At 42.6% G+C, this 25,958-nt stretch carries 21 protein-coding genes; 11 read left to right on the top strand and 10 right to left on the bottom strand.

Annotated elements, in window-relative coordinates; genetic code table 11:
* Positions 1 to 27: 27 nt before the first annotated feature.
* The 3 genes from AC1XUD_RS06235 to bla are packed head-to-tail and all read left to right on the top strand — an operon-like array spanning position 28 to position 2,780.
* Entirely contained in the window at positions 28 to 1,095 is a 1,068-nt protein-coding gene (locus AC1XUD_RS06235; protein WP_483360107.1) for an AMP-binding protein, read from the top strand.
* Complete coding sequence (locus AC1XUD_RS06230) at positions 1,088 to 1,858, top strand: hypothetical protein (protein ID WP_483360106.1); 771 nt, start codon at positions 1,088 to 1,090, stop codon at positions 1,856 to 1,858. The genes AC1XUD_RS06235 and AC1XUD_RS06230 overlap by 8 nt, the downstream gene beginning before the upstream one ends.
* 34 nt (positions 1,859 to 1,892) lie before the next feature.
* A complete protein-coding gene (gene bla / locus AC1XUD_RS06225) occupies positions 1,893 to 2,780 on the top strand; it encodes a subclass B3 metallo-beta-lactamase (protein WP_483360105.1) in 888 nt (295 codons plus the stop codon).
* Positions 2,781 to 2,905: 125 nt separating this feature from the next.
* On the opposite strand, the gene AC1XUD_RS06220 is transcribed toward bla, so the two are convergent.
* Positions 2,906 to 3,964 (bottom strand): helix-turn-helix domain-containing protein, encoded by a 1,059-nt coding sequence (locus AC1XUD_RS06220; protein ID WP_483360104.1) that lies wholly within the window; start codon positions 3,962 to 3,964, stop codon positions 2,906 to 2,908.
* Positions 3,965 to 4,100: 136 nt separating this feature from the next.
* On the opposite strand from AC1XUD_RS06220, the gene AC1XUD_RS06215 reads away from it, so the two are divergent.
* Positions 4,101 to 5,513 carry an aldehyde dehydrogenase family protein gene (locus AC1XUD_RS06215; RefSeq protein WP_483360103.1) on the top strand — a complete coding sequence of 471 codons (1,413 nt, stop codon included), beginning with the start codon at positions 4,101 to 4,103 and terminating at the stop codon, positions 5,511 to 5,513.
* A gap of 46 nt (positions 5,514 to 5,559) precedes the next feature.
* On the opposite strand, the gene AC1XUD_RS06210 is transcribed toward AC1XUD_RS06215, so the two are convergent.
* The 3 genes from AC1XUD_RS06210 to topA all read right to left on the bottom strand — a co-directional run bounded on the left by AC1XUD_RS06210 (position 5,560) and on the right by topA (position 9,905).
* A complete protein-coding gene (locus AC1XUD_RS06210; protein ID WP_483360102.1) occupies positions 5,560 to 6,441 on the bottom strand; it encodes a bifunctional 5,10-methylenetetrahydrofolate dehydrogenase/5,10-methenyltetrahydrofolate cyclohydrolase in 882 nt (293 codons plus the stop codon).
* 209 nt (positions 6,442 to 6,650) lie between these two features.
* Positions 6,651 to 7,346: an SIR2 family NAD-dependent protein deacylase gene (locus AC1XUD_RS06205; protein WP_483360101.1), complete on the bottom strand. Its 696-nt coding sequence runs from the start codon at positions 7,344 to 7,346 to the stop codon at positions 6,651 to 6,653.
* 153 nt (positions 7,347 to 7,499) lie between these two features.
* Positions 7,500 to 9,905, bottom strand: a complete 2,406-nt coding sequence (gene topA / locus AC1XUD_RS06200) for a type I DNA topoisomerase (protein ID WP_483360100.1) — start codon at positions 9,903 to 9,905, stop codon at positions 7,500 to 7,502.
* A gap of 313 nt (positions 9,906 to 10,218) precedes the next feature.
* Between topA and AC1XUD_RS06195 the strand changes: the two genes are divergently transcribed.
* Together AC1XUD_RS06195 and AC1XUD_RS06190 are read left to right on the top strand one after the other, a co-directional pair.
* Complete coding sequence (locus AC1XUD_RS06195) at positions 10,219 to 12,987, top strand: bifunctional aconitate hydratase 2/2-methylisocitrate dehydratase (RefSeq protein ID WP_483360099.1); 2,769 nt, start codon at positions 10,219 to 10,221, stop codon at positions 12,985 to 12,987.
* 59 nt (positions 12,988 to 13,046) lie between these two features.
* Positions 13,047 to 15,314 carry an aconitate hydratase gene (locus AC1XUD_RS06190; RefSeq protein ID WP_483360098.1) on the top strand — a complete coding sequence of 756 codons (2,268 nt, stop codon included), beginning with the start codon at positions 13,047 to 13,049 and terminating at the stop codon, positions 15,312 to 15,314.
* 190 nt (positions 15,315 to 15,504) lie between these two features.
* Here the strand turns inward: AC1XUD_RS06190 and lspA are convergent, their stop codons facing one another.
* Positions 15,505 to 15,996, bottom strand: a complete 492-nt coding sequence (gene lspA / locus AC1XUD_RS06185; protein ID WP_483360097.1) for a signal peptidase II — start codon at positions 15,994 to 15,996, stop codon at positions 15,505 to 15,507.
* Entirely contained in the window at positions 15,993 to 16,490 is a 498-nt protein-coding gene (locus AC1XUD_RS06180) for a GNAT family N-acetyltransferase (RefSeq protein ID WP_483360096.1), read from the bottom strand. Before AC1XUD_RS06180 ends, lspA begins: the two co-directional genes overlap by 4 nt.
* Positions 16,491 to 16,644: 154 nt before the next feature.
* Here AC1XUD_RS06180 and AC1XUD_RS06175 point away from each other — a divergent pair, with 154 nt between their 5' ends.
* On the top strand, positions 16,645 to 17,379 hold the full coding sequence (locus AC1XUD_RS06175) for a TlpA family protein disulfide reductase (protein WP_483360095.1): 735 nt from the start codon (positions 16,645 to 16,647) through the stop codon (positions 17,377 to 17,379).
* Positions 17,380 to 17,395: 16 nt separating this feature from the next.
* On the opposite strand, the gene AC1XUD_RS06170 is transcribed toward AC1XUD_RS06175, so the two are convergent.
* Together AC1XUD_RS06170 and AC1XUD_RS06165 are read right to left on the bottom strand one after the other, a co-directional pair.
* Positions 17,396 to 18,196 (bottom strand): GNAT family N-acetyltransferase, encoded by an 801-nt coding sequence (locus AC1XUD_RS06170; protein ID WP_483360094.1) that lies wholly within the window; start codon positions 18,194 to 18,196, stop codon positions 17,396 to 17,398.
* A gap of 158 nt (positions 18,197 to 18,354) precedes the next feature.
* Entirely contained in the window at positions 18,355 to 19,080 is a 726-nt protein-coding gene (locus tag AC1XUD_RS06165; RefSeq protein ID WP_483360093.1) for an alpha/beta hydrolase, read from the bottom strand.
* A gap of 186 nt (positions 19,081 to 19,266) precedes the next feature.
* Between AC1XUD_RS06165 and AC1XUD_RS06160 the strand changes: the two genes are divergently transcribed.
* Together AC1XUD_RS06160 and AC1XUD_RS06155 are read left to right on the top strand one after the other, a co-directional pair.
* A complete protein-coding gene (locus AC1XUD_RS06160; RefSeq protein ID WP_483360092.1) occupies positions 19,267 to 20,181 on the top strand; it encodes a sugar phosphate isomerase/epimerase family protein in 915 nt (304 codons plus the stop codon).
* A 129-nt stretch (positions 20,182 to 20,310) separates the two neighbouring features.
* Complete coding sequence (locus AC1XUD_RS06155; protein ID WP_483360091.1) at positions 20,311 to 22,590, top strand: cation:proton antiporter domain-containing protein; 2,280 nt, start codon at positions 20,311 to 20,313, stop codon at positions 22,588 to 22,590.
* Between the two features lie 74 nt (positions 22,591 to 22,664).
* On the opposite strand, the gene AC1XUD_RS06150 is transcribed toward AC1XUD_RS06155, so the two are convergent.
* On the bottom strand, positions 22,665 to 23,363 hold the full coding sequence (locus AC1XUD_RS06150) for a 3-keto-disaccharide hydrolase (RefSeq protein WP_483360090.1): 699 nt from the start codon (positions 23,361 to 23,363) through the stop codon (positions 22,665 to 22,667).
* A 240-nt stretch (positions 23,364 to 23,603) separates the two neighbouring features.
* Here AC1XUD_RS06150 and AC1XUD_RS06145 point away from each other — a divergent pair, with 240 nt between their 5' ends.
* Positions 23,604 to 24,578 (top strand): sugar phosphate isomerase/epimerase family protein, encoded by a 975-nt coding sequence (locus tag AC1XUD_RS06145; protein ID WP_483360089.1) that lies wholly within the window; start codon positions 23,604 to 23,606, stop codon positions 24,576 to 24,578.
* A gap of 71 nt (positions 24,579 to 24,649) precedes the next feature.
* On the opposite strand, the gene AC1XUD_RS06140 is transcribed toward AC1XUD_RS06145, so the two are convergent.
* On the bottom strand, positions 24,650 to 25,192 hold the full coding sequence (locus AC1XUD_RS06140) for a pyridoxamine 5'-phosphate oxidase family protein (protein WP_483360088.1): 543 nt from the start codon (positions 25,190 to 25,192) through the stop codon (positions 24,650 to 24,652).
* Between the two features lie 268 nt (positions 25,193 to 25,460).
* On the opposite strand from AC1XUD_RS06140, the gene AC1XUD_RS06135 reads away from it, so the two are divergent.
* Positions 25,461 to 25,913: a hypothetical protein gene (locus tag AC1XUD_RS06135; protein WP_483360087.1), complete on the top strand. Its 453-nt coding sequence runs from the start codon at positions 25,461 to 25,463 to the stop codon at positions 25,911 to 25,913.
* The last annotated feature ends 45 nt before the right edge of the window (positions 25,914 to 25,958 follow it).

Raw genomic sequence — 25,958 nt, 5'->3', positions numbered from 1 at the left:
TAAGCTGACAACAAAGTGTCTTTTAATATGTGGAAAGTAACCCATTTAGAAAAAATAACTGCTCCAACTGACCCGGAGCCTTACTTCAAAAGAGCATTTGAATTTGTTCAGTTCTGGAAAAGCGGGGCTGAAAAACTGATCTTGCATACATCTGGCTCTACCGGAACTCCAAAACCCATTGAGATTTACAGATCGCAAATGGTCGCCAGTGCCAGGATGACGGGCTCAGTTTTTAATTTAGGCGAGGGTACAAAAGCTTTGGTTTGTTTGAATATAGATTTCATTGCTGGAACGATGATGTTGGTGAGAGGATTGGAGCTCGGTTGGGATCTGACAATTATAAAACCATCATCAAATCCACTGCTTGATATTCCCAAAGAGGCTGAATTCGATTTTACTGCTTTAGCGCCTATGCAACTGGCTAATTCCCTTCGTGATTCCAAAACAACCGATGAGGCAAGGCGATATGGAAAGATTTTGCTGGGTGGCGCACCTGTTTCGTCGGCACTTCAACACGAGATTCAACACCAGGAATTGGAGGTATATCAAAGTTATGGGATGACGGAAACGGTGTCTCATGTGGCAATTCGCCAGCTTTCACCGGTTTTGGAGGGAGAATACACGATTTTGGGTGAGACAATTTTGGGAGTGGATGACAGAGGATGCTTACATGTTTCCGGTCCGGTGACCAATTTCGAAAAAATTCAGACGAACGATATCATTGAAATAATCTCCCCTAAGACTTTTAAATGGATAGGTCGGGCGGATAATGTGATCAATTCAGGTGGAGTCAAAATTGTGCTGGACAAAATCGATGATATCTTGTCTAAGATATTCTTTGAATTGGAAGTTGATAATTCGTTTTTCTGCTGGTATGAAGCCGACGAGTTGTTAGGTCAGAAATTGGTACTATTTATAGAGGGAAGCCATGAGAATGCGTTGTTTGAGACGGTTCGCGAAGAAATTAGAAAGCGTGTTAGCGCGTATGAAATACCAAAACATGTTTACTTTGTAACACAATTTGAAAAAACAGCTACCGACAAAATAGATAAACGACGGACTGCTGATATAAATATAAATCGATCTTATGAATAAGGAAATAAGTATACCCGGACGATATATCATTCGTTTTCAGACCGCAGGAGCTATCCCTGCACCATTTTCCCACTATGATAGTCTGGAATTGAATATACTTTCCGCCGACAAGCTGAACGTGGACTTTGCCATCACGTATCTGGATCGCGATGAGCTGACGGAGGACGAAATATTGGATGAAGGGTTTACGATGGATGATAATTTCAAATGGAAAGGTCCGGTTTCTCCCGTTTGGACAAAAGAATTTCAGGACATTCTGGCTTCTTCGAAAATTATCAGAAAAAGAGAGGAAAAAGAGTTTGAAGATTTTGTCGAAATCGAGTTTGAGGAAGACGGGAAATTTGTAACTGCATATCCGGTAGATACCGAGCGCTGGGCTTATTTTATTCAGGAGTTTATGCAGGGAATTCTTGAAATTGCAGGCCGGGAAATGCCGTTCGAACTGACATTCATGGACGTGGCAGATAAGACAACTACCGTTGATTTGAAAGCTTCTTTTGCCGACAAATCGTTCTCAGTGAAAAACGCGGCTTCTGGCGTTAAGAATATGGAATGGAAGAAATTACAATCCATGCTGGATATCATATATAACGCCGAATTTATCGCTGATGAGGCTTTAACCAAAACGCCTTCCAAAAAAGGCAAATATATCTCTGCGGGCGACGGCTTGTGGTACGAGCTGGGAGTGGCAGTTGTAGAAAGCTCTGGAAAAGGCAAAGCACTCGTAAAAATCGAAGAGTTATTTAACAGCCTCGCATCCTAAAACATAACATTAACTTCATTTCTAATTAGCTCCTATGAAAATTTTGAAAAGCCATGTTTTTTTGGTGATTGCAACGCTGCTGATTTGTTCATTGAATTTAAAAGCGCAGAAAGTAGAAGAACCTAAGCCGTTCAGCGCCGACTGGGCAAAAAGTTATCCGGCTTTTAGAATTGCAGGTAATTTATATTATATAGGCACTTACGACTTGGCCAGCTACCTGATTACAACTCCGCAGGGGAATATTTTAATTAATACTGGTCTTGCGTCTTCTGAAAATGACATAAAAAAGAATATTGAAAGCTTGGGGTTCAAGTATAAGGACATTAAAATTTTATTGACTACGCAAGCGCACTATGATCATATGGGCGCCATGGCAGCCATTAAAAAGGAGACAGGAGCCAAGTTTTATGTTGATAAGGAAGACGCTCCGGCATCGGAAACTGGTGGTAAAGCAGATTATGAAATGGGAAAGTATGGTGTGACTTTCAAGCCAATAAAAGCTGACCGATTGTTGAACGACGGAGATATCATTAAGTTGGGCGATATGCAACTGGTGATTTTACATCACCCTGGCCACACAAAAGGTTCTTGCAGCTATATGTTTACTGTGAAAGATGGCAGTGCGTCGTATAAAGTATTAATCGCCAATATGCCGACCATTATTAATGATCGACCGTTTGAGGCCATTACTGACTATCCAACTATTGACAAGGATTTTGGTAGTACCATTAAGAAAATGAAGACGTTGGACTTTGACCTTTGGCTGGCATCGCATGCAAGCCAGATTAATCTGCACGAAAAGCATAAGCCCGGCGACGCATACAACCCGAAAGTATTTGCAGACAAGAAAGCTTATCTGGAATCTTTAGATAAATTACAAAAAGCTTATGATGATAAGCGGAGAGAGAATTCCTCGAAATAAATGAGGCTCGGATACGGAGAAATATAAATTAAATGGCCAAGTAGATAGCATTCTACCTGGCCATTTTTCCTAAAAGCTAAAAGCTAAAAGCTAAAAGCTAAAAGCTAAAAGCTAAAAGCTAAAAGCTAATGTCCAATCTTATCAATCTCGCGCTTTGCCTCGTCCAGTAAATCATTAATTCTGTTCAAATTAGGCTGGGTTGATGGTAATTGGGTTGAGACGAATGCCTTGATTTCCCAAACTTCAAGCACCTCATTCAGACTGATTTCGGTATTCGCAATTGTTGAAATATCGGAAATCAAGGTAAGGATGCCTCGTTCTTTCACTTGATTGATTGCCTTTCGAAAAACAATCCCCTGATTGTGAAGAACAAATAGATATTGTTTTCCTGTCTGGATATCAAACCAATTTCTGACGAACGTTCCAATCAATAAAGAGTTCGCCAGGGGGAAGTCTGGACCGCTTTCAAAACCGCGATAATAGCCCGATGGCAAATTGGGCAGTTGGAAAGAGGGCAATTGGTTGAGATAGAATGGATTTTGATGGTTAGCCAAATATTCATTTTGCCGGTAAGAGGATACCCATTGAATGACCGGATATTCACTTTGAGCAACAGTTTCGGTTTTAACGGATGGGGAATATTGGTTGTTAAAAACAGGAATTTGATTTCTAACAGTGTTAGATTCGGCAGAAAGTCCGCTAAAAGTCTCAGTTTTTTGAAAATTTATCTGGTTTGGTGTTAACGGCGTCGGTTCATAAAGATTGGTTTGAAATGCCTCACCATTCACAGGTTTCAAATTTACCTGTCTCGACACTGTCCTGATTTCCGGGGCAACTGGCTGGAATTTCTCCACAATTTTTGAAAGAGGCTGGGGCTCGTTCATCGCGGCAACTCGAGATACCGGACCTTGTCCCGAATGCGAAACCGTCATAGGACGCGAACTGAGCGGCAGCGACATATCGGGCGTTTCTCTTAATTTTCGAAGGTCATTTTTTAGCAATTGATCGACACTAATCCCAAAGGCGGCCGCCATATTTTTCAGATTAGTAAGATTCGGGTTAGCGCGTGCTTCTTCATATGCTCCCAAAAGAGACCGCTTAATGGCTATTTTTCTCGCGAATTGCTCCTGAGTGAGGCCATTCAACCGACGAAGATATTTGATGTTGTTGCTAACAATACTCATAAAACCATTTTCCTGAAAATATTTGCTAAATAGCAAATTATTTAGCAAACTAAATATATGAGACACATTTTTCTCTAATTTGGCTATATCTAACGCTTGAACCTACTGCGTTTAAATTGCTATAACGAACACGCCTATGAAGACACCAACGCTTGATCTGGCTGAAATATTTGAACTGCAAAAAAGGAACAGGCGAGCTACCAGTCTGACGTCCACTGCAACGAGACTGGAAAAGTTAGAAAGGCTTCGAACGTATCTCCTAGCGCATACCGATGAGATTTGCCAGGCAGCAAGTGCGGATATGGGCAAGCCTGCTTCTGAAGCGATCATCGGGGAGCTGTCGGTTTTAATTACTGAAATCAGTTATGTGAGAAAGCATTTGAAAAGGTGGTTAAAACCCCGAAGAATGCCCAACACGCTGATTTCGATCGGAACGTCATCATATATCCATTATGAGGCAAAGGGAAATGCACTGATCATGTCGCCCTGGAATTATCCGATCAGTTTGCCTCTGAAACCATTGATATATGCTATTGCAGCGGGATGTGTCAGCATTATCAAGCCTTCTGAATATTCGCCATTTTCTTCTGCTTTTGTAGCCAAGTTGGTGGGTGATTTGTTTCCGCGAGATGAAGTGGCGGTGATCGAAGGCGGGCCTTCCGTGTCACAAGAATTGCTTCAATTGCCATTTGATCATATATTTTTTACTGGTAGTACTGCTGTTGGAAAGGAAGTAATGAAGGCTGCCGCGGCGAACCTTACATCTGTAACCCTGGAGTTGGGAGGTAAGTCGCCAAGTATCGTGGATGAGACAGCTGATATAAAAAGCACGGCCGAACTGATTGTATGGGGCAAATTTTATAACAACGGACAGACCTGCATTGCTCCAGACTATATTCTGGTTCAAAAGGATGTTAAAGAAAAATTGATAGAGGCTTTAAAGGCAGCCATTGTAAAGATGTATAACGTTGGGAATGAGGGAGTAGACAAATCAGCTAGCTATGGTCGGATAATCAATGATAAGCATTTTAACCGCCTGGTTTCTTTACGGGACGAAGCGCTTCAAAATGGCGCAAATCTTGCATTTGGAGGAAATTCAACTGTTAATCAACGGTTTATTGAGCCCACATTATTGACTAATGTAAGCACCTCCATGCGGGTTATGCAGGAGGAGATATTCGGACCGCTTTTGCCAATTATTGAGTTTTCGGAATTGTCAGAGGCAGTTAAGTATATCAATGCAATGGAAAAGCCGTTGGCATTATATATTCATTCATCCAAATCAAAAAATATCGACTATGTTTTGGAAAATACCAGTTCCGGAAATGCCTTGGTCAACGAAGTGTTGACGCAGTTTGGAAATGCGGAGGTGCCGTTCGGAGGCGTTAATCACAGTGGTATCGGAAAGTCGAATGGATATTACGGGTTTCAGGAATTTACTAATCCGAAAGGAGTGACTAAAAGAAGATTTGGAACGATCAAGTTTATATATCCGCCATATGGCCCGAAAATGGTGAACTTGTTAAAGAAAGTCCTTACCTGGTTATAAAATCAAAGCGAAGCATCATCATTCAGATACTTCGCTTTGCTGATTATCAGGCATATATCTCTTTTCTCGCAGCCTTGAGCGTGTTCGTCAGCAACCCGCATATGGTCATTAAACCAACTCCTCCCGGAACCGGGGTGATAAAGCTTGACTTTGGAGCTACGTCAGCGAAGTTAACATCTCCTTTGATTGAAAAACCGCTTTTTTTAGTAGCATCTTCAATTCTTGAAATACCTACATCTATTACTACGGCGCCTTCTTTTACGTAATCCGCAGTAACAAATTCAGGACGGCCCAATGCAACGATCAGTATATCGGCAGTTTGGCAAATTTCTTTTAGGTTTTGTGTTTTGCTATGGGTAATCGTAACTGTACAGTTTCCCGGGTATTCATTACGCTGCATCAATATGCTCATCGGTAGTCCGACGATCTGGCTGCGACCTATTACCACGCAATGCTTTCCTGCCGTTTCGATTTTCGCGCGAGTCAGCATTTCGAGAATTCCGAATGGTGTTGCGGATATATATGCCGGAAGCCCTTTGCACATTCTACCGACGTTGATCGGATGAAATCCATCGACGTCCTTTTTAGGATCGACAGCTTCCATAATTGTATTTTCGGAAATGTGTTTTGGCAACGGCAGCTGAACGATAAATCCGTCTATTTCAGGATCATTGTTTAGCGACTCAACAGCTTCTAGAAGAGCCTCTTCCGTAATATCGCTTTCGAATTTAAGCAGGGTAGAAGTGAAGCCTATTTCTTCACAACTCTTTATTTTGGAAGCAACGTATGTCTGGCTCGCCCCATCTTGCCCTACCAATATTGCGGCCAAGTGTGGCTTTTTGCCACCAGAGGCAACCCATTGATCGACTTCAATTTTTATTTCAGATTTTATCTGGGAGGAAATCGCCTTCCCGTCAAGTAGCTGCATTTTTTTCTTCTTTATAAGTTACGTTATTAAATTTTGTCAATGGTGGTCAGGAGGTTGTCAGTTTTTTTCAGGGTATTCAGCTATTGTAATGGGCAGTTTGAAATTGTCATTTATTGTCAGGTGTATTCACGAATTCCTGACTACACTTGACCATTTTTCCGACGATACTTGACAATTACCTGACTGTTTACTGACCAAGCTTTACCACTTTATTCCTGCGTTTTCTTCAATTCCTCCATCAATTTTGCCATTCCAACCGTGGCTTTTTCCTTGATGAAATGCATATTAGGCTTCAAAACGATATCCGGTTTTGCAGGATCAATGAGATAGATCGGTTTTCCCGCCTGAACATAATGCACTAGACCCGCAGCGGGATAAACCGCCAGCGATGTGCCTATAACAAGAAATATGTCTGCTTGAGTTGTGATATCAATCGCAGTATCCATCATTGGGACTTCTTCTCCGAACCAAACGATATGGGGTCGCAATTGGCTCCCAAGCTCGCACAGATCTCCTTTTTTCAATTCCCAGCCTTTCAAATCGTATACCAGTTTCGGATTTTTGGTACTCCTGACTTTGAAAAGTTCTCCATGCAAATGAACGATATTGGAAGATCCTGCCCGCTCATGAAGGTTGTCGACGTTCTGAGTAATGATCGTTACTTCATAATTCTTTTCCAGTTCCACAAGCTTCAAATGAGCGGCATTAGGCTCAACCGATAACGCTTGTTTTCTCCTTTGATTATAAAAATCAAGCACCAGATCCTGATTGACCCGCCATGCCTGAGGTGTGGCGACATCCTCAATTCTATAGTTGTCCCAAAGTCCGCCGTTATCTCTGAACGTGCTCACTCCGCTTTCGGCACTGATTCCAGCACCAGACAGTACAACGAGTTTTTTCTTCATAAAACGGACTGAAAAGGGCTGTTCTAAAATGAGGATCAGTTGAAGCTTTTCATTCTTTGGGTGTGATTGCCACAACGACTCGAAAAGACAAAGAAGGACATAACCTTTGTTATAATCTTTGAACCTTTAAGAGATTGTAGCTAAAATTTAAATCTAGCTCTTTTTTGTCGCCTTCTTTGCTGTCGTCGTTTTGGCAGCAGTTTTTTTAGCTGCTGGTTTTTTTGCAACAGTCTCCTTTGGTGCCGCCGCTTTTTTTGCAAACCTTCCTGCTGGCTTATCAGGTGTTTCAGCTGCGAGCTTTACAACTTCCTCATATGTTAAAGCCGATGGCTCGGTGCCTTTCGGAATTTTGACATTTTTCTTTCCAAAAGCGATATATGGACCATACTTACCGTTCAAAACTTTTGCCTCAGCATCTTCAGCAAATTCTTTAATGGTACGATTACTTTCCTGCAACCTTTTCTCCTGAATAATTTCTATCAAACGTTCCTCGCTAACCGTCATCGGATCGTCGGTTTTCGCAAGCGAATAGTACTTGGATGTATGTTTTACATATGGCCCAAAGCGGCCAATATTTACAGTCAACTCACTGTCTTCAAAGGTTCCGACAGTCCGTGGCAGTTTGAAAAGCTCCAAAGCTTCTTCCAACTTGATGGTTTCCATCAACTGGCCTTTTAGCAAACTCGCGAATTTTGGTTTTTCCTCGTCTTCTGCATCACCAATCTGAATATAGGGGCCGTATTTTCCGATACGAACCGACACCTTTTTTCCGGAAACAGGATCCTCCCCGATATCTCTGGAAGTCAGGCTTCTATCTATTGCTTCTTCTTTTACCTCATTCAATTTTTTGTGAAACGGCTGGTAAAAGTTTTTGATCATTTGCTGCCATGGAAGTTTCCCCTCTGCGATATGGTCAAAGTCTTTTTCGACATTGGCGGTGAACGAATAGTCGACGATATCCTCAAAATGGTTAACCAGGTAATCGTTCACAATCATACCCGCGCTGGTCGGGAATAATTTTGACTTTTCAGCACCATAATTCTCCTTTGCGACTCTCGAGGTAATTGAGTTATTTTTCAAAGTAATTTCTCTGAAATCGCGTTCCATTCCGTCCCGATCTTCCTTGACTACATATTCTCTTCGGATAATGGTCGAAATAGTCGGTGCGTATGTAGACGGACGGCCAATGCCCATTTCTTCCAGTTTTTTCACCAAACTGGCTTCTGTATATCTTGGTGGATTTCTGGTAAATCTTTCTGTTGCTTTTAAGTCGCTAAGATTCAATATCTGATTGATATTCAATGGCGGCAACATCCCTTTTTGCTCTTCATCTTCTTCGTCGCTTGACTCAAGATATACCTTTAGAAAACCTTCAAATTTGATAACTTCGCCCTGAGCTACCAACTCTTCGCTGGTTGACGATATTGCAATTGTTGCGGTTGTTCTTTCCAGTTGAGCGTCAGACATTTGTGATGCAATGGCGCGTTTCCATATCAGATCGTACAGCCGTTGTTCATTACGATCTGAGCTGGCCTGAGTGGTCGAAAAATCCGTTGGACGGATGGCTTCGTGAGCTTCCTGTGCCGACTCCGATTTTGTCTTGAAAATTCGCTGGAAAAAATATTCAGGGCCATATTCCGTAGTAATCTGCTGACGGGACTTGGCAAGCGCTTCCTCTGATAAATTCGTCGAGTCAGTACGCATATAGGATATCTTTCCCGCCTCGTACAGTCTTTGGGCAACCTGCATGGTTTGCGCAACTGAGAAACTGAGTTTTCTTGACGCTTCCTGCTGTAACGTAGAAGTGGTAAACGGCGGTGCGGGAGACTTTTTCGCAGGTTTGGTTTCGAGGCTTTTTATCGAAAAGCTGGCTCCAACACATTTTTGGACGAAATTCATCGCTTCACCTTCTGCCGGGAAATTCTTTGGAAGTTCTGCGGTTAAAACTTTACCATTTCCCAGATCAAAATGTGCGGTAACTTTAAAACTACCCTTGGTTTGAAATGCTTCGATTTCTCTCTCGCGTTCCACTACTATTCTTACCGCCACCGACTGCACACGGCCGGCAGAAAGATTATTTTTTCCGATTCTTATTTTTTTCCAAAGAACGGGCGATAATTCATATCCAACCAAACGATCTAATATCCTTCTTGCCTGTTGGGCATCAACGAGATCAAAATCAATGGTGCGAGGTTTTAATATTGCGTTTTGAAGCGCCGTTTTCGTAATCTCTCTAAAAACAATTCGTTTGGTAGAATCCGGTAGTCCCAGTGCCTCTTTCAAGTGCCATGATATTGCCTCTCCCTCACGGTCATCATCCGTTGCCAGCCATACTTCCGCCCCTTTAGCCAGCTTTTTGAGCTCGCTGATCACCTTAACTTTGTCAGATGAAATTTCATACGATGGCTGAAAACCATTCTCAACATCGACACCCATATCATGCTCCGGAAGGTCACGAACGTGCCCGAAACTTGACTTTACCGTGAAGTCTTGTCCTAAATAATTCTCAATGGTTTTGGCCTTCGCCGGTGACTCAACGATCACCAGATTTTTTGACATAACTGTTGGCTTAATATAATAAGTGGCTGTTTAGAGGCTCAAATATAGGAGAGAAACCTTCAAAAATTCAAAGTACTTGGCAAATAGCCCTCAAAATTAAAATCAGAAACTGGCCGAAAGCAGCGGTTTTTTTGTGACAATGCGGCATTTATAAGAACAAATCCTTAACTATTACAGTTGTAAAATAAAGGGCTTAGTATATAATGATGCTAAATAATGTTGAAAAACGTATAGAAGCCCGATAGATATTCGCGAAATTTGTATTTTGCGCGTTTAATTAACAACAGATTATTCCAATACTGAAATTTTTACTATGGCTTATCAGGATTACATCAAAGAGATTGAAGAAAGAAAAACCCAAGGGCTTAATCCGAAGCCAATTGATGGTGCAGAATTGTTAAGCGAAATAATTGCACAGATTAAAGATACAGATAACGAGTATCGCGAAGATTCTCTCAAATTTTTCATTTACAATACCTTACCGGGAACCACAAGTGCCGCTGGTGTAAAAGCCAAGTTTTTGAAGGAGATCATTCTCGGTGAATCGTTGGTAAGTGAGATCACTCCTGGTTTTGCCTTCGAGCTACTGTCACATATGAAGGGAGGCCCTTCGATCGGAGTGCTTCTTGATCTGGCTTTGGGTAATGATCCGGCTATTGCGAAAGAAGCTGCAGACGTACTGAAGACCCAGGTTTTCCTTTACGATGCGGATGTAGATCGCCTGAAAGAGGCCTTTAAGAATGACAACGCGATTGCGAAGGAAATTATTGAAAGCTACGCTCAGGCTGAGTTTTTCACTAAACTACCAGACGTCCCGGAGGAAATTAAGATTGTTACGTTTATAGCTGGCGAAGGCGACATATCTACGGATTTACTCTCACCCGGAAATCAGGCCCACTCTCGTTCGGACCGGGAACTTCACGGTAAATGTATGATCACTCCTCAGGCTCAGGAGGAAATTAAGGCTATGCAGGAAAAACATCCTGGCGTAAGTGTGATGTTGATTGCCGAAAAAGGTACGATGGGTGTGGGTTCATCAAGAATGTCAGGGGTAAACAACGTGGCACTTTGGACCGGTAAACAAGCAAGTCCATATGTTCCATTTGTGAATATTGCGCCGATTGTTGGCGGTACAAACGGTATATCTCCAATTTTCCTCACAACGGTCGACGTTACTGGTGGTATTGGTATCGATCTCAAAAACTGGGTGAAAAAAGTGGATGCCGATGGTAACATTGTCCGCAATGAAAATGGGGATCCTATTCTTGAGGAAGTATATTCTGTCGCTACAGGCACCGTACTAACGATCAATACAAAGAAAAAGAAGCTTTACAATGGAGATCAGGAATTGATTGACATTTCCAAGGCATTGACTCCGCAAAAAATGGAGTTTATAAAAGCCGGAGGATCATACGCAATCGTATTCGGTAAGAAAATCCAGACAGTTGCAGCGAAGATTTTGGGAATTGAAATTCCTCTTGTATATGCTCCATCGAAAGAGATTTCTCATGAGGGGCAAGGCCTGACTGCAGTTGAAAAAATCTTTAACAGAAACGCTGTTGGGATATCACCGGGTAAGGTTTTACATGCCGGATCGGATGTTCGTGTGGAAGTTAACATCGTAGGGTCACAAGATACCACGGGTCTTATGACTGCGCAGGAACTTGAGTCTATGGCTGCAACAGTTATCTCGCCAATCGTCGACGGAGCATATCAGTCAGGCTGTCACACTGCTTCAGTGTGGGATAAGAAAGCGCAGGCAAACATTCCGAAACTGATGAGGTTTATGAACGATTTCGGGCTGATCACAGCTCGGGATCCAAAAGGTGAATACCACTCCATGACGGACGTGATTCACAAGGTTCTTAACGATATCACTGTAGACGAATGGGCGATCATTATCGGTGGTGACTCTCACACAAGAATGTCCAAAGGTGTTGCTTTTGGTGCTGACTCAGGAACGGTTGCACTTGCACTTGCTACAGGTGAAGCGTCTATGCCAATTCCTGAATCAGTGAAGGTGACATTCAAAGGAGATATGAAGGAGCATATGGATTTCCGCGATGTGGTTCATGCTACACAGGCGCAGATGCTCCAGAAATTCGGTGGGGAGAATGTATTCCAGGGGAGAATTATCGAGGTTCATATCGGAACGCTTCCTGCCGACCAGGCATTTACTTTTACGGACTGGACTGCCGAAATGAAGGCAAAAGCTTCGATTTGTATTTCTGAGGATGATACCTTGATCGAATCGCTGGAAATTGCGAAAGGCAGAATCCAGATCATGATCGACAAGGGCATGGACAATCACAGACAGGTTCTTCAGGGATTGATCAACAAGGCTGATAAAAGAATTACAGAAATTAAATCGGGTGAGTTACCTGCTCTTGTTCCGGATGCGAATGCAAAGTATTATGCTGAGGTCGTTATTGACCTTGACGTGATCGTAGAGCCAATGATTGCAGATCCTGATGTTAATAATAAAGATGTTTCCAAGCGCTACACGCATGATACTATTCGGACGCTGTCATTCTATGGCGGAGATAAGAAAGTAGATCTTGGTTTTGTCGGTTCGTGTATGGTTCACAAAGGCGATCTGAAAATTGTTTCTCAGATGCTCAAGAATATCGAAGAGCAACAAGGTAAGGTTGAGTTTCATGCGCCGCTTGTGGTGGCAGCGCCAACGTATAACATCATCGACGAGCTCAAAAATGAAGGTGATTGGGATGTTTTACAAAAGTACTCTGGTTTCGAATTCAACGATAATGCTCCGAAAGGCGCGGCACGCACTGAATATGAAAATATGATGTATCTTGAACGACCTGGATGCAACCTTTGCATGGGTAATCAGGAAAAGGCTGCTAAAGGCGATACAGTATTAGCGACCTCAACTCGTCTTTTCCAGGGAAGAGTCGTTGAAGATTCAGAGCGTAAAAAGGGAGAATCTTTGCTTGCATCCACACCAGTTGTTGTACTTTCTGCAATCCTTGGACGAATCCCAAATATGGACGAATACAAGGCTGCTGTTGTCGGCATCGACCTGACCAAGTTTGCACCTCCTGTCAAACAATTGAGCAGATAGTCATTGGTGGCTCAGTTCTTGTAGATAAGTGTGAATGTATAAGCTTTAATTTAATTACTATGGCATTTGACTTAGATATGATTAAGGGCGTTTATGCCCGCATGCAGGAAAGGGTGGAAGCTGCACGTAAAGTTGTAGGCAAACCTTTGACTCTATCAGAAAAAATACTTTACTCTCACTTGTGGGAGGGTACTCCTTCGCAGATGTATGAACGGGGTAAGTCTTACGTAGATTTTGCGCCGGACAGGGTTGCCATGCAAGATGCAACGGCTCAAATGGCGTTGTTGCAATTTATGCAGGCGGGCAGGCCTAAAGTAGCTGTCCCGTCAACTGTTCACTGTGACCATCTTATTCAGGCGGAAGTTGGAGCGGTTAAGGATTTGGCAAATGCGGTGAACAAGAATAAGGAAGTATACGATTTTCTATCATCGGTTTCCGATAAATATGGTCTAGGTTTCTGGAAGGCTGGCGCTGGTATAATCCACCAGGTTGTACTTGAAAACTATGCTTTTCCAGGTGGCATGATGATCGGAACAGACTCACACACGCCGAACGCGGGTGGTTTGGGTATGATCGCGATCGGAGTTGGAGGTGCTGATGCCAGTGATGTAATGTCAGGATTAGCCTGGGAATTGAAAATGCCCAAACTGATCGGTGTTAAACTGACTGGTAAACTGAGCGGATGGACAGCAGCAAAAGATGTAATTCTTTGGGTGGCGGGTCAGCTTACCGTAAAAGGTGGAACAGGATATGTAGTTGAATATTTCGGCGAAGGAGCGGAAAGTCTTTCGGCAACTGGAAAAGGTACTATATGTAATATGGGTGCTGAGATCGGCGCAACGACTTCCATTTTTGCATATGACTCAAAAAGCGCTGCATATCTTCGCGCCACTGAACGTGCTGACGTTGCTGATGCTGCAGATGCAGTTGCAGAGTACCTTCGTGCAGACGATGACGTTTTAGCAGATCCGGCAGCATATTATGATCAATTGATCGAGCTGGATCTTTCAACACTTGAACCGCATGTTAACGGACCTTTCACTCCGGATCTGGCATGGCCACTGTCTAAATTTGCGACTGCAGTGAGAGAAAACGGATGGCCTGAAGAATTGTCGGTTGGTTTGATCGGCTCGTGTACAAACTCTTCTTATGAAGACGTGAGCCGTGCGGCTTCCCTGGCGCAACAAGCGGTTGATAAAAAACTAAAAGTTACTTCTGAATATACCATCACTCCGGGTTCGGAACAGGTAAGATATACGGTTGAGCGCGACGGCTTCCTTGACACTTTCGCTAAAATTGGTGGCGTTGTATTGGCGAATGCTTGCGGGCCTTGTATCGGTCAGTGGGCCCGTCATGGTGCTGAGAAGGGAGAGAAAAACTCGATTATTACCTCTTTCAACCGTAACTTTTCGAAACGGGCGGATGGTAACCCAAATACGCACTCTTTCGTGGCGTCTCCGGAAATCGTAACGGCTCTAGCTATTGCAGGTCGTCTTACTTTCGACCCACGTACTGATAAACTGGTTAATACTGAGGGCGTTGAAGTGATGCTCGATGAACCAAGCGGTTTGGAGCTTCCGACAAAAGGTTTTGCTGTTGAAGATGCGGGATATCAAGCACCGGCAGAAGATGGAAGCCAGGTTCAGGTTTTGGTTAGCCCAACTTCTGATCGTCTTCAGCTTTTAGATCCATTCAAAGAGTGGGAAGGTACCGATCTGACAGGCCTTAAACTTTTGATTAAAGCCAAAGGAAAATGTACGACTGACCATATCTCAATGGCTGGTCCATGGTTGAAATTCCGTGGACACCTTGACAACATTTCAAACAACATGTTGATAGGTGCTGTTAACTTCTTCAACGAGAAAACCAACACCGTTAAAAACCAGGTAACTGGTGAATATGGCGAGGTACCGGCTGTGCAGCGTTATTACAAGGCTGACGGGATCGGAACGATTGTTGTGGGTGATGAAAACTACGGCGAAGGATCGTCTCGCGAGCATGCGGCTATGGAGCCCCGCTTCCTTGGAGTTCGGGCAATCTTGGTAAAATCGTTCGCCCGTATCCACGAAACAAACCTTAAGAAACAAGGTATGTTAGCTCTAACCTTTGCCAATCCTGCTGATTATGAGAAGGTTCAGGAAGACGATACGATTGATATAGTTGGACTTCAGACGTTTGCAGAAGGTCAGCAATTGACTATCGTTTTGCATCATGCTGACGGCACAAGTGAATCGTTTCCTGTAAATCATACTTACAATGCACAACAAATAGAATGGTTTAAGGCTGGTTCAGCATTGAATATCATTCGCAAATCTGTTGGCGTCTAAGTGTTAAAGTCGAATAAATTATAAAATGAGAGCCTCCTCCAACGGGAGGCTTTTTTAATGCTTAGCAATTGTCACAAAGATTCGAAGACACAAATTCACGACGAAGTGTAATCTGAAAGAAAAAACTCTGAGAATCTCAGCGCAAAACTCCCCTAACTCTGCGTTTAGAAATCCAGTTTGCCGGGAATACTTAAATCAATTTGCTTCTTTTCAAATAAGTCTGGGCAAAGTATAACAGCAATCCAAACGTTATCGACACGTCGGCCATGTTGAAAATGCCGGTCTGAACGAATCCCAGGTCAATATGAAGGAAGTCTGTGACGGAGCCGTGGATGATACGGTCATAAATATTTCCAATTCCACCGCCGATCCCAAAAGCCAAAGCCAGCGCACTTATTGTGGTTAGATGTCGTCTCGTGAACAGAAATACCAGGCCATAACTCAGTACAAGTAATGGCAGAATAGCGAGAATAAAGAATTTGACACTATAAGGAAGGGAACTTCCGAAGCTTAAAAAAGCACCAGTGTTTTCGACTTTGGTAAGAATTAAATAGTCTTTAATCAGATGGATTGTTTGAAAGTCCCCGACTTTGCTTCTCACGTAATCCTTGGAAATCTGGTCGCACCCGATGTTTGTTAACAGCACAAAAGCAATGACAATATTTCTTGTTATTCTATTCACTCCGCTTGGTTTTTTAAAGTCAGTGTCATTAAAACGGCTTTTTGGTGGAGATCGTCCCCAAAGTGTATGAAAGTATTTGGCTGCATCACAAAACCACACTTTAAATAGCAGTGAATAGCAGGTTCGTTATTTTCGAGTACAAATAAATGCACAATTTCCGGATTGTAGCGTCTTACACATTCCTCTACCATCAGGTGAACCATTTCTGAACCGTATCCTTGTCCTCGTTTTTCTGATGATCCGATGACCAATCTACCCAATCGAGGCGAAGGATTGTCATCATAGATAATCTCTCCAAAACCAATTGCCTGCAAATTTTGATCCTCCATAATATAAGCCTGGCGATCTTTATTGAATGAAAAATAGACAGAAAGCTCTTCATCGTCCAGCGGGAAATGCCAGGAATGGCCGGCAAACTGGAACAGCAATTCGGAAGAGGTTACCCAGCTAATCAGGAGTTTGATATCATCGTTCGTAAATTTCCTTAAATGCATAAATGGCTAAAATTGTGGCTGTTATATTATTCCGGATCTTATTCTCTAACCAATTCTGTCGAGTCAGTAAAATATTATGTGCCGTGTTTTAGTTATAGCAAGGATCGGAAGATATAAAATTACAGATAGGGTTGGAATATTTTAATATAGAATAATGGTATCGTTCAAGGGTTGGGGATTGATGGTGGCAATTATTTTCCTGATATATGAGGAAGGATTGTCTCAGGAAAATGTGAAACGGTATAGCGGTAAAGTTAGTCAGCAAATTGTGATTAACAGCCAGTCGGTTATCATTAATAAATCGACGAGAAAGAAGCTCAGTTATAAAGAATATGAGCAACTGGAAAGGGCAAACCCCGGGTCTTATAAATTGGAGCCGGTCTTCGACGAATATGGTATAGCATCCTCCTTCTGGCTGACCAGAATATCTTCACGCCAAAATGATCATGTTATTTCGTTCGACGAAGACCTGATGCCGGAAATAGGAGAGGAGTTGCCTCATTTTATAATGAAAGGACTGGATGGAGTTACTTATGACTCAGAGAGATTAAGAGGTAAATTTGTGTTACTCGGCTTCTGGATCAGATACGAAAAGCCACTATACTCCCAGGCGGCGACGAAGGTAATCACCGATTTCATCAACGATCAGAAAAGTCGGGGAGTTGATGTTGTGTCGTTGGGTACCACTTTAGACAACCGTGAGGAATGCCTGCAAAAAATTCCGAAGAGAAATTGTGGCTTCGTGCCTGTTCCGGAAAGCTACGGCTTCAATCATCGCTATCATGTGGGCGAAACCCCGTTCTTCATATTGCTTGATAAACAAGGAAAAGTGAAGGCTATGGCGCCCCACACGGAATTCTCCAAAATAGGGGACTTGACTTTGCGTTGACAACAGATCCTAACTATCAACCAAGCTGGCCGCTCACTCTATTGTATATGCAAAGTGGATTCCATGGTCTTTCAGGTCCCAGGCGCATTCGTCTGGAAACTTTGTATTTTTCAAACCCAAGGCTATTAAGCTGGTCTATTGCGAAGATATTGGCAGAAGGTAATATGGCTCTCTCGATTTGCTGAGTTCTAAACACCAATAACGCATTACCAGCTTCGGCATTTTCAGCCACAATGGGAAAGTCTCCCCAGCCGGGTATATAGTAACCTGAGATCTTTTCATCTTTTACGTAAACGAAGGACTTTACGATAAAGTCGGCCAATATGCCCCTTCGATCTTCGCCATACGCGTCAAAATCAAGTTGACATATCCTTGCAAGGTGTTCGGGCTTATATGGAACAATTTCGCTGGGCACGTCTGAAACAGGGAACGGAGCTTCTACTTTGAGGTGAGTATACTCGGCTTCCAATTCAAATCCCAATTTTTGATAAAGGGGGAAACCATATACGGTCGCGTCCAGGTAGATAGTCTTGTAGGTCTCACGATCAATACTGTCAATGAGCGCATTAGTTATGATTCGCCCCAAACCCATACCTCGATATTCCGGGTGAACAACAATGCACGCAAGCCAGGCAGTATCAGCATGAAGCATCGTTGTACCTATTCCGACGATTTGATTATCAACGGAGATTTTCAGCGGTTCGCAAAACGCAGACTGAATGAAATACTGAAATCTCGGAACAAGATCACCCCAATCAGATGGTTGGAGTGCTGTTAAAAATGGTAAATCAGCTGTAACGAACGGTAGAATTTGCATGGAAAAAAATGAATATTGAAATATAGATACATGGCGGTCAGGGGTAGTCAGGAAAGGTTCGGGGGCGCCAGGTCGTTCAATTGTCAAATAATTAAAAGCTATGGTCAAATAAAAAGGACATTTTATACTAGTACCTGTGCCTTCGTGGAGAACACAATTTAATTGTTTATAAAATCGAGCATATATTTCAAGACAATACTTTGTTGTTGATTGCGACTGATAGTTGCTTCCCTATCCCCCAATTGGTAACCATAATAGCCAAACTGCATATGATTTGCCCCCGGAATAGCTATATATCGGGTATGCCTAGGTAAAAATTTCATATTGGCTTCAACATCTTCCGGTTTAGCAATTCCATCATTCAAACCATAAATTTTTAGCACAGGAATTTTAAGGGTCGACAAATCAAAATCCTTGGGATTGGTAGAGCCTAAAAGTATCAATTTATCAATTACGCCAGGATTCTCATACACAAACCGTGCTGCCATTTTCGCTCCCTGAGAATGTCCTGCCAGAATATATTCTTTCGTAGAGTCATCAATGATATGCAATTCCTTCGGGATCTTATAGCCTCGTGTGGCAAGCCGGAATGGCATTTTGATAATCACCGTCCGCATTCCATTTTTCGCAATATTGCGGCATAAAGGGATATATGCATCAGGATCGACAAGGGCTCCGGGATAGAAAATCACCACTTTTTTATAATTTGTGGTGGGAAGAAAGGCAATGAAATCGCTCGTTTGCTCAACACGTATATCCTTATCAGAGCGATATAACTGATTCTCCACATTGTGGGCTTGATAGCTATATATCAGCCAGCAGGTAAATAAAAAGCCCGCTGCGGCCCAGGTGTTTCGTATGTACTTGATGATCTTGCCTTTCATGATGCTTCTTTATAGGAGGGGATGAATAGCGCATAATCCGTGTCTATCCATCGCCAATTTAAATCGATATTTTTAAAAACTATGAGTATTATTTGAAAAGGAGGAATTTTAAATGCGTTTCAGTAGCTGGTAAAAAATGCCATTCATCTACTTTTACTTTAGTCAAACATAAACAAGTCTCAAAAAATGAATCGTCGTCAAGCAGCATCTTCTCTACTTGCCCTGTCCGGAACATTGATGGTAAAGCCGGATTATGAAGTTAAAAAGGAACAATCATTTATATATTCCTTAAACATGAGTACGCTCAGAGGGCATAAGCTTGGGTTCAGAAAGGAGCTGGAAGTGGCGTCAAAGGCAGGCTACAAATCGGTTGAAATATGGATTAGTTCATTCCAGGATTATTTAAAAGAAGGCCATTCTCTGGCCGAAACTAAACGGATGATCGACGATCTTGGAATAAAAGTAGAAGATGCAATCGGTTTTGCAACCTGGATTGTTGAGGACAACGCCGCGCGCAACAAAGCACTAGAACAGCTGAAAATGGAGATGGATCAGCTTGCCGGAATCGGTTGCCCCCGTATCGCAGCGCCACCGATGGGTGCAACAACCGGAGAGTATCTTGATTTGAAAAAAGTATCAGAACGATATCGTGCCATACTCGAATTAGGAGACAAGACCAGCGTGGTTCCCCATCTGGAATTGTGGGGTTTTTCAAAAAACTTAAGCCGGGTTGGGGAAATATTATATGTAGCGACCGAGGCATCTCACCCCTCTGCAAGGGTATTAATGGATGTATATCACCTACACAAAGGTGGTTCGGGTATGGATAGTGTGAAAAATGTGGGAAAACCGTTGATCGAAATTTTTCATATGAACGATTATCCGACCACCCCGCCAAGGGAAACCATCACAGATGCAGATCGAATATATGCAGGAGACGGAGTTGCTCCATTGCCCGCATTACTTAAATCTTTAAAGAATCCGGAAAAGCCTGTTATACTATCTTTTGAGGTATTTAATAAGGATTACTACGCGCAAGATCCGCTGGTTGTAGCCAAAACAGGCTTAGAGAAAATGAAGAAAGTTGCTGCTGGAATTTAATACTGGCGTTCGACTTGCCAGGTTTTGAAAACCTGGTAAGTCGAACACATTTCACAATTCCGTAAACCGGCTGGAAACCATCCTAATCCATATTTTTTGTATTTTGCGCTCTTCACTCCGTTTGTCCGCATGAAGAACCTACGCAACGTACTATTCTATACGATCACCCTCGCTGCCTTCTCGTTATTGCTCTACTTTTTCATTAAGGCAGGAAGAGGACTAGAGGTAAAAACGTCAGCTGACACCCAAATTTCACAAGTTTCTGCATCGAGCTCCTGGCATGAGTTCATTGAGACTTTTACGCATAACCTGAGCCATCCGTTAGCCTTGTTGTTACTGCAAATGGTAACAATAATAGTCGTTGCAAGAGTCCTGGGGATGTTTTGTAAGAAAATCGGACAACCAACTGTTATCGGTGAAATTGCTGCTGGTATCCTGTTGGGGCCTTCTTTCGCGGGTATGCATTGGCCCGGGTTTTCGGCCTTTTTGTTTCCTGCTCAGTCTCTGAGCAATCTGCAGTTTCTCAGTCAGATTGGGTTGATTTTGTTCATGTTTATTATCGGAATGGAGTTGGATCTGAAAGTATTGAAGACCAAGGCCCAAGAAGCAATCGTGATCAGCCATGCCAGTATCGTTCTGCCATTTGCATTAGGAATTGGACTATCTCTATATATGTATCAGCAGTTTGCACCTGCCGGTATCAGTTTTCTTTCATTTTCATTGTTCATCGGAATTGCGCTGAGTATCACCGCTTTTCCTGTTTTGGCGAGGATAGTGCAGGAACGGGGACTATCCAAAACCAAACTCGGGACAATGGTAATCACTTGCGCAGCGACAGATGATATCACGGCCTGGTGTATCCTGGCTGCTGTCGTTGCAATCGTAAAGGCCGGGAATTTTGCAAGCTCCATATACACAATATTACTGGCGGCTGGATATGTCACCGTTATGTTACTGGTTGTCAAGCCTTTTTTGAAACGGATTGGAGACTATTATGCGTACAAGGAAGGTCTAACAAAGACAGTAGTCGCTTTTTTCTTTTTGATTCTCCTAATCTCCTCATATTGTACCGAGATAATAGGAATTCATGCACTCTTTGGTGCGTTTATGGCTGGAGTTATTATGCCTGCCAATCAGAGCTTTAGGAATCTGTTTATCGAAAAAGTGGAGGATGTTTCGATGGTACTGCTTCTTCCGCTCTTCTTTGTTTTTACAGGTTTGAGGACGCAGATAGGACTCTTGAACGACGCCCATGCATGGACGATCACAGGGTGGATCATCGGTGCCGCTGTGTTAGGAAAGTTTGTCGGAAGTGCAGTTGCTGCGCGCTTTGTCCGTCAAAGCTGGCGGGATAGTCTAATCATCGGCTCTCTTATGAATACCCGAGGGCTTATGGAGTTGGTGGTTCTGAATATTGGATACGATATTGGCGTATTGTCGCCTCAGATTTTTGCCATGATGGTCATTATGGCTTTGGTTACTACGTGCATGACGGGACCAGCACTTGATTTGATTGATAAACTTTTGCCTGAAAAAAAGCAGGATTCAGCACCGACAATTGCAGTCGAAAGATCACGCTTTGCAATCCTCATTGCCTTCGCCAGTCCACAGGGAGGGAGGAAAATGCTGCGGATTGCAGACCATTTAACTGGACCAAATCGATTCGAGACTGATGTCACTACGCTTCATTTATCTCCGAGTAGCTATCTCAGTCAGGTTAATACTACCGAATATCAGGAAGAAACTTTCAGACCGATTGGCGAGGAAGCGAGGGATTTAGGAGTAAGCGTTCATAAATTATTTAAACCTTCACAAAATATTGAACATGACATCATCGAGACGGCAAATTCCGGAGCGTTTGATTTGTTGCTCCTAGGAATCGGTCATTCTGTGTTTGAAGGGACATTATTGGGTAAGTTGCTGGGAATAACCACCAAAATAATTAGCCCTGTACGGCTTTTAGATTCAATTACGGGTAAAGAAAGCCTGTTCCATGCAGATATCTTTGATGAAAAGACTACGCACATTATCAAGTCGGTAAAATCTCCTGTGGCCATTTTGATTGAAAAAGATCTTCAAAAAATCGGAAGGGTTTTTATTCCTATTTTTTCAAATACGGATCATTTTCTTCTAAGATTTGCCGACAGAATTCTTTCAGGGTCAGATACTTCAATTATCGTGGGTGATTCGTCATCAGTAATTTCAAGATCTTTGGACATAACTGATGTAATTCAACAGATGACCAATTCTTATCCAAATAGAATATCTGTTTTGAACGGTCAATTTGAAAAGAATTTTCTGGAGCAGCAGGATTTGATGCTTATCGGATTAGATAGTTGGAAAAAGGAAGTTGAGGCTCATAGTGCCTGGTTATCAAATTCTCCTTCTGTGTTGATTATCAGAGATTAAATTGATACTATTTTCTATCAAAGATTTCTTTGAGTATGCTGAGCACATTTTTCCGTGCACTGATCCGCAGCGTATTATTCAGTGAGTTTAGTAATTCCCTGCACCTTCAAATCCTTGAACTCTACTTCCGCGCCTTCTGCCTGTAATGCAATTTGCCCGTTGGAAGCCGTTGCGTTATAGCCATAATTAACCAATACGTCGTTCAACCAAACCTTGATTGTGTTTCCAACGCATTCGATTCTGTAAGTATTCCATTCTCCAAGCGGTTTTTCAGTTCCGTCAGTCAGGTTTGGAATTCGACGGAGTTTATCACCATTTACACCCCATTTTTCTTTCGGACCGCGTCTTTTTTCCATATCAGGCGTCGTGATATCCTCCTGAATACACCAAAAATCGCCCGCATTTTGATGCATCATTTGAACTTCAATTGACTTTGGGAACATATCATATAGTGCTCTCGGTGTCGATACAAAAACCAAAACACCGCAGTTGCCTGGTTTTCCGGCAAACCTGTATTGAAATGTAAGTCGGAAATTGTTGTACTGTTTGTCGGTAATGAGGTGTCCGCCCGGCTCTCCCAAACTGACAAGTAATCCGTCACGGACGATAAATGGTGTTTTTAATTTTGGATTTTTATCCATTTCCGGAACGTCGGCGTGCCATCCCGCCAGGTCCTTCCCATTAAAAAGTGAAACCGGCTTTTTTTGAGAAAAACAGCTAGCTGAAAGGAACAATAATATACAAAAAAGGGATATCAAGCGCGTGAAAGACATGTTTAAGAGATTCGTTTGGTAGTTTAGGTTAAAAGATTATTCCCTCTGAACCTACTCTTCCGAGAAAATTATTGTGTTGTAGCATTATTTTCCCGCATCACATCGCTTTAAATAAACAGGAACCAGAAAGTGAAAATGAAACTCATCTTATAAGTCCTCTGATTTTAGAAGTTTACAAGATAAAACATGGAATATAAACGGTTTGAACTAATAACTAAAAGCTAAGAGCTAACAACTAAAATGAAAGATCAGGATATTTCAAGAAGACAGTTTATGGGTGCGGCCTCTTTGGCAGCAGCGACACTTGTTTCGGGCCAATTGTTTGGGGCGCCTGCATATATTCGTAATCTGGGTAAACCAAATTCCCTTTTTAATGGAGTACAAGTAGGAGCGATTACATATTCGTGGAGAAGTATGCCGGGAAGTGCAGAAGATATTCTAAAATATTGTATTGATTGTAATATCAGCGCCATTGAATTGATGGGTCCTACGGGAGAATCTTTTGCGGGGGCCCCTGAGATGCCCAAGGCAGTAGCGGGACAAAGTGCGGAAGATCGCAAAGCACAAGTTCAGGAATTTTCAAAAAAAATGACCGAGTGGCGTCTTAAAGTATCGATGGATAAGTTTGTGCAACTTCGCAAGATGTATAATAAAGCCGGGGTGAGTATATATGGGTTCAAGCCTTCGGCAATGGATACCAAAAATTCAGACGCGGAGATAGACTATGCTTTTCGCGCTGCAAAAGCGTTAGGAGCGAATCAGGCAAATATTGAAAAACCGAATGATGCCGCGCAGACAAAACGTTTAGGTGAAATTGCCGCACGAAATAAGGTATTTGTCGGATATCACGGTCATACTCAGGAAACTCCAACTTGGTGGGATGAAGCAATTGCGCAATCGCCATATAATGCCATGAATTTCGATATGGGGCATTACGTTGCAGCAGGTTTTGAGCCATTGGAATTGATCACGGCCAAGCACGACCATATTGTAAGTATGCACGTTAAAGACAGGAAATCAAAAGCAAATGGCGGTGCAAATGTGGTGTGGGGTGAGGGAGATACACCTATTACAGCAGCTCTTGAACTCATGCGTAAAAACAAATATAAATTCCCAGCGACGATAGAGCTGGAATATGAAATACCGGCTGGCTCGGACGCGGTGAAGGAAGTAGCGAAATGTGTTGAATATGCACGAAAATCTTTAAACGCATAGGTATTTATTTCAAGAAGTCCCGGTTCAGCAATAAACCGGGACTTCTTTTTTTGCTATGAATTCAAAATATTTCAGTTGAATATTCCTGTAGGATGGCCATTGAAACTAACCGTATTCTTGCGCTCCCAATAATCTTGAATTCCTTCCTCGCCTTGTTTCTCTGCCCACTTGTTAAGCTCATTTCTTTCTTCTTTATAATCCATAAATGGAACTGCCATACCGCATGAGGTTTGGACGGTATCTATATGAATGTCAATGATTTGTCGGCTGCCAGGCAGCGGAGGAAAAAGATGAAAATACTGATCCCATTCTGCATCGTAATGATGGTAAACTTTTGCGGTTCCATAGAGCCTTAAAATGAGTGGCTTTCCCTCAAATGCGCAAAACATAATCGTGATCCTGTCGTTTTCCAACAGATGTGCAGCAGTTTCGTTTCCGCTCCCGGTCACATTCAGCCACATAGCCCGATTTGGGTCCAAAATCCTGAAACTGTCCATACCTTTCGGTGAGAGGTTGACGGCTCCCTCGCTCATCGCCGTGGCAACAAAGTATATCTTTTGATCTTCGATAAACGATATCAATTGGTCTGTAAGACTGTCAATTCGCTTTCCCATAATTGCTTTGATTTGAATACTGCGAAGATAAAGCATTATTCAAAGTTGTTTTAATGTTTTGGATTGGAATGGGTTGGGAAGTCAGGTTTTGTCAGGATATGGTCAGTTAATTGTGAAATTGCCAAAGTTTGTCCCGGTAGGTTTGGTTTTAGAAAAAAGGGGAAACTGCTGTCCGGATTTATTGAATTAGCTTGTCTTTGAATTGAGAGTAAAATGTAAGAAAACCGGTATTTTAGCTATATACCCTTTAAAATAAACCACAACAGCCATGAAAACAGAGGTTTATAATATTGAAAATGACATACGAGTGATGTTCGTGCAAGCCAGCGCATTGGAACCAGAGGCCTTTCAGGAAGCATATTACCAACTTGAGATTAAGCTATCAGGAAATTCCACTGGGGAAGGACAAGCCTGGCGCTCGTTTCTGGACGGCTATGAAGTGTATGGGAAAACAGCCATAGAGGAAGGTAGTATAGTATACCGAGCCTGTGCAAAAGAAAATTTCGAAGGAGAAGCAAAGGTGGTCGGTTTGCCGACAGATATCATTGAGGCCGGGGCATATAACAGCCTTGTATTCGAAAACTGGATGGAAAAAATGCCTGAAATCTCAAACATTTTTGGAGAAATGCTGGCGCAGCCTGAAACCGAGCCATCAAGCATATGCCTGGAATATTACAAAGCCGATAACGAAATGCTCATGTTAGTAAAAAGAAGCGCTTAATCGCACTGCTTATTGATCCCACCACTCACTCATTCTCACATTAAC

This window comes from Dyadobacter sp. HNCC25DJ184 (assembly GCF_056895215.1).
Note: the sequence above shows the minus strand (reverse complement) of the source record. Positions and strands in the feature narration are given on the sequence as shown.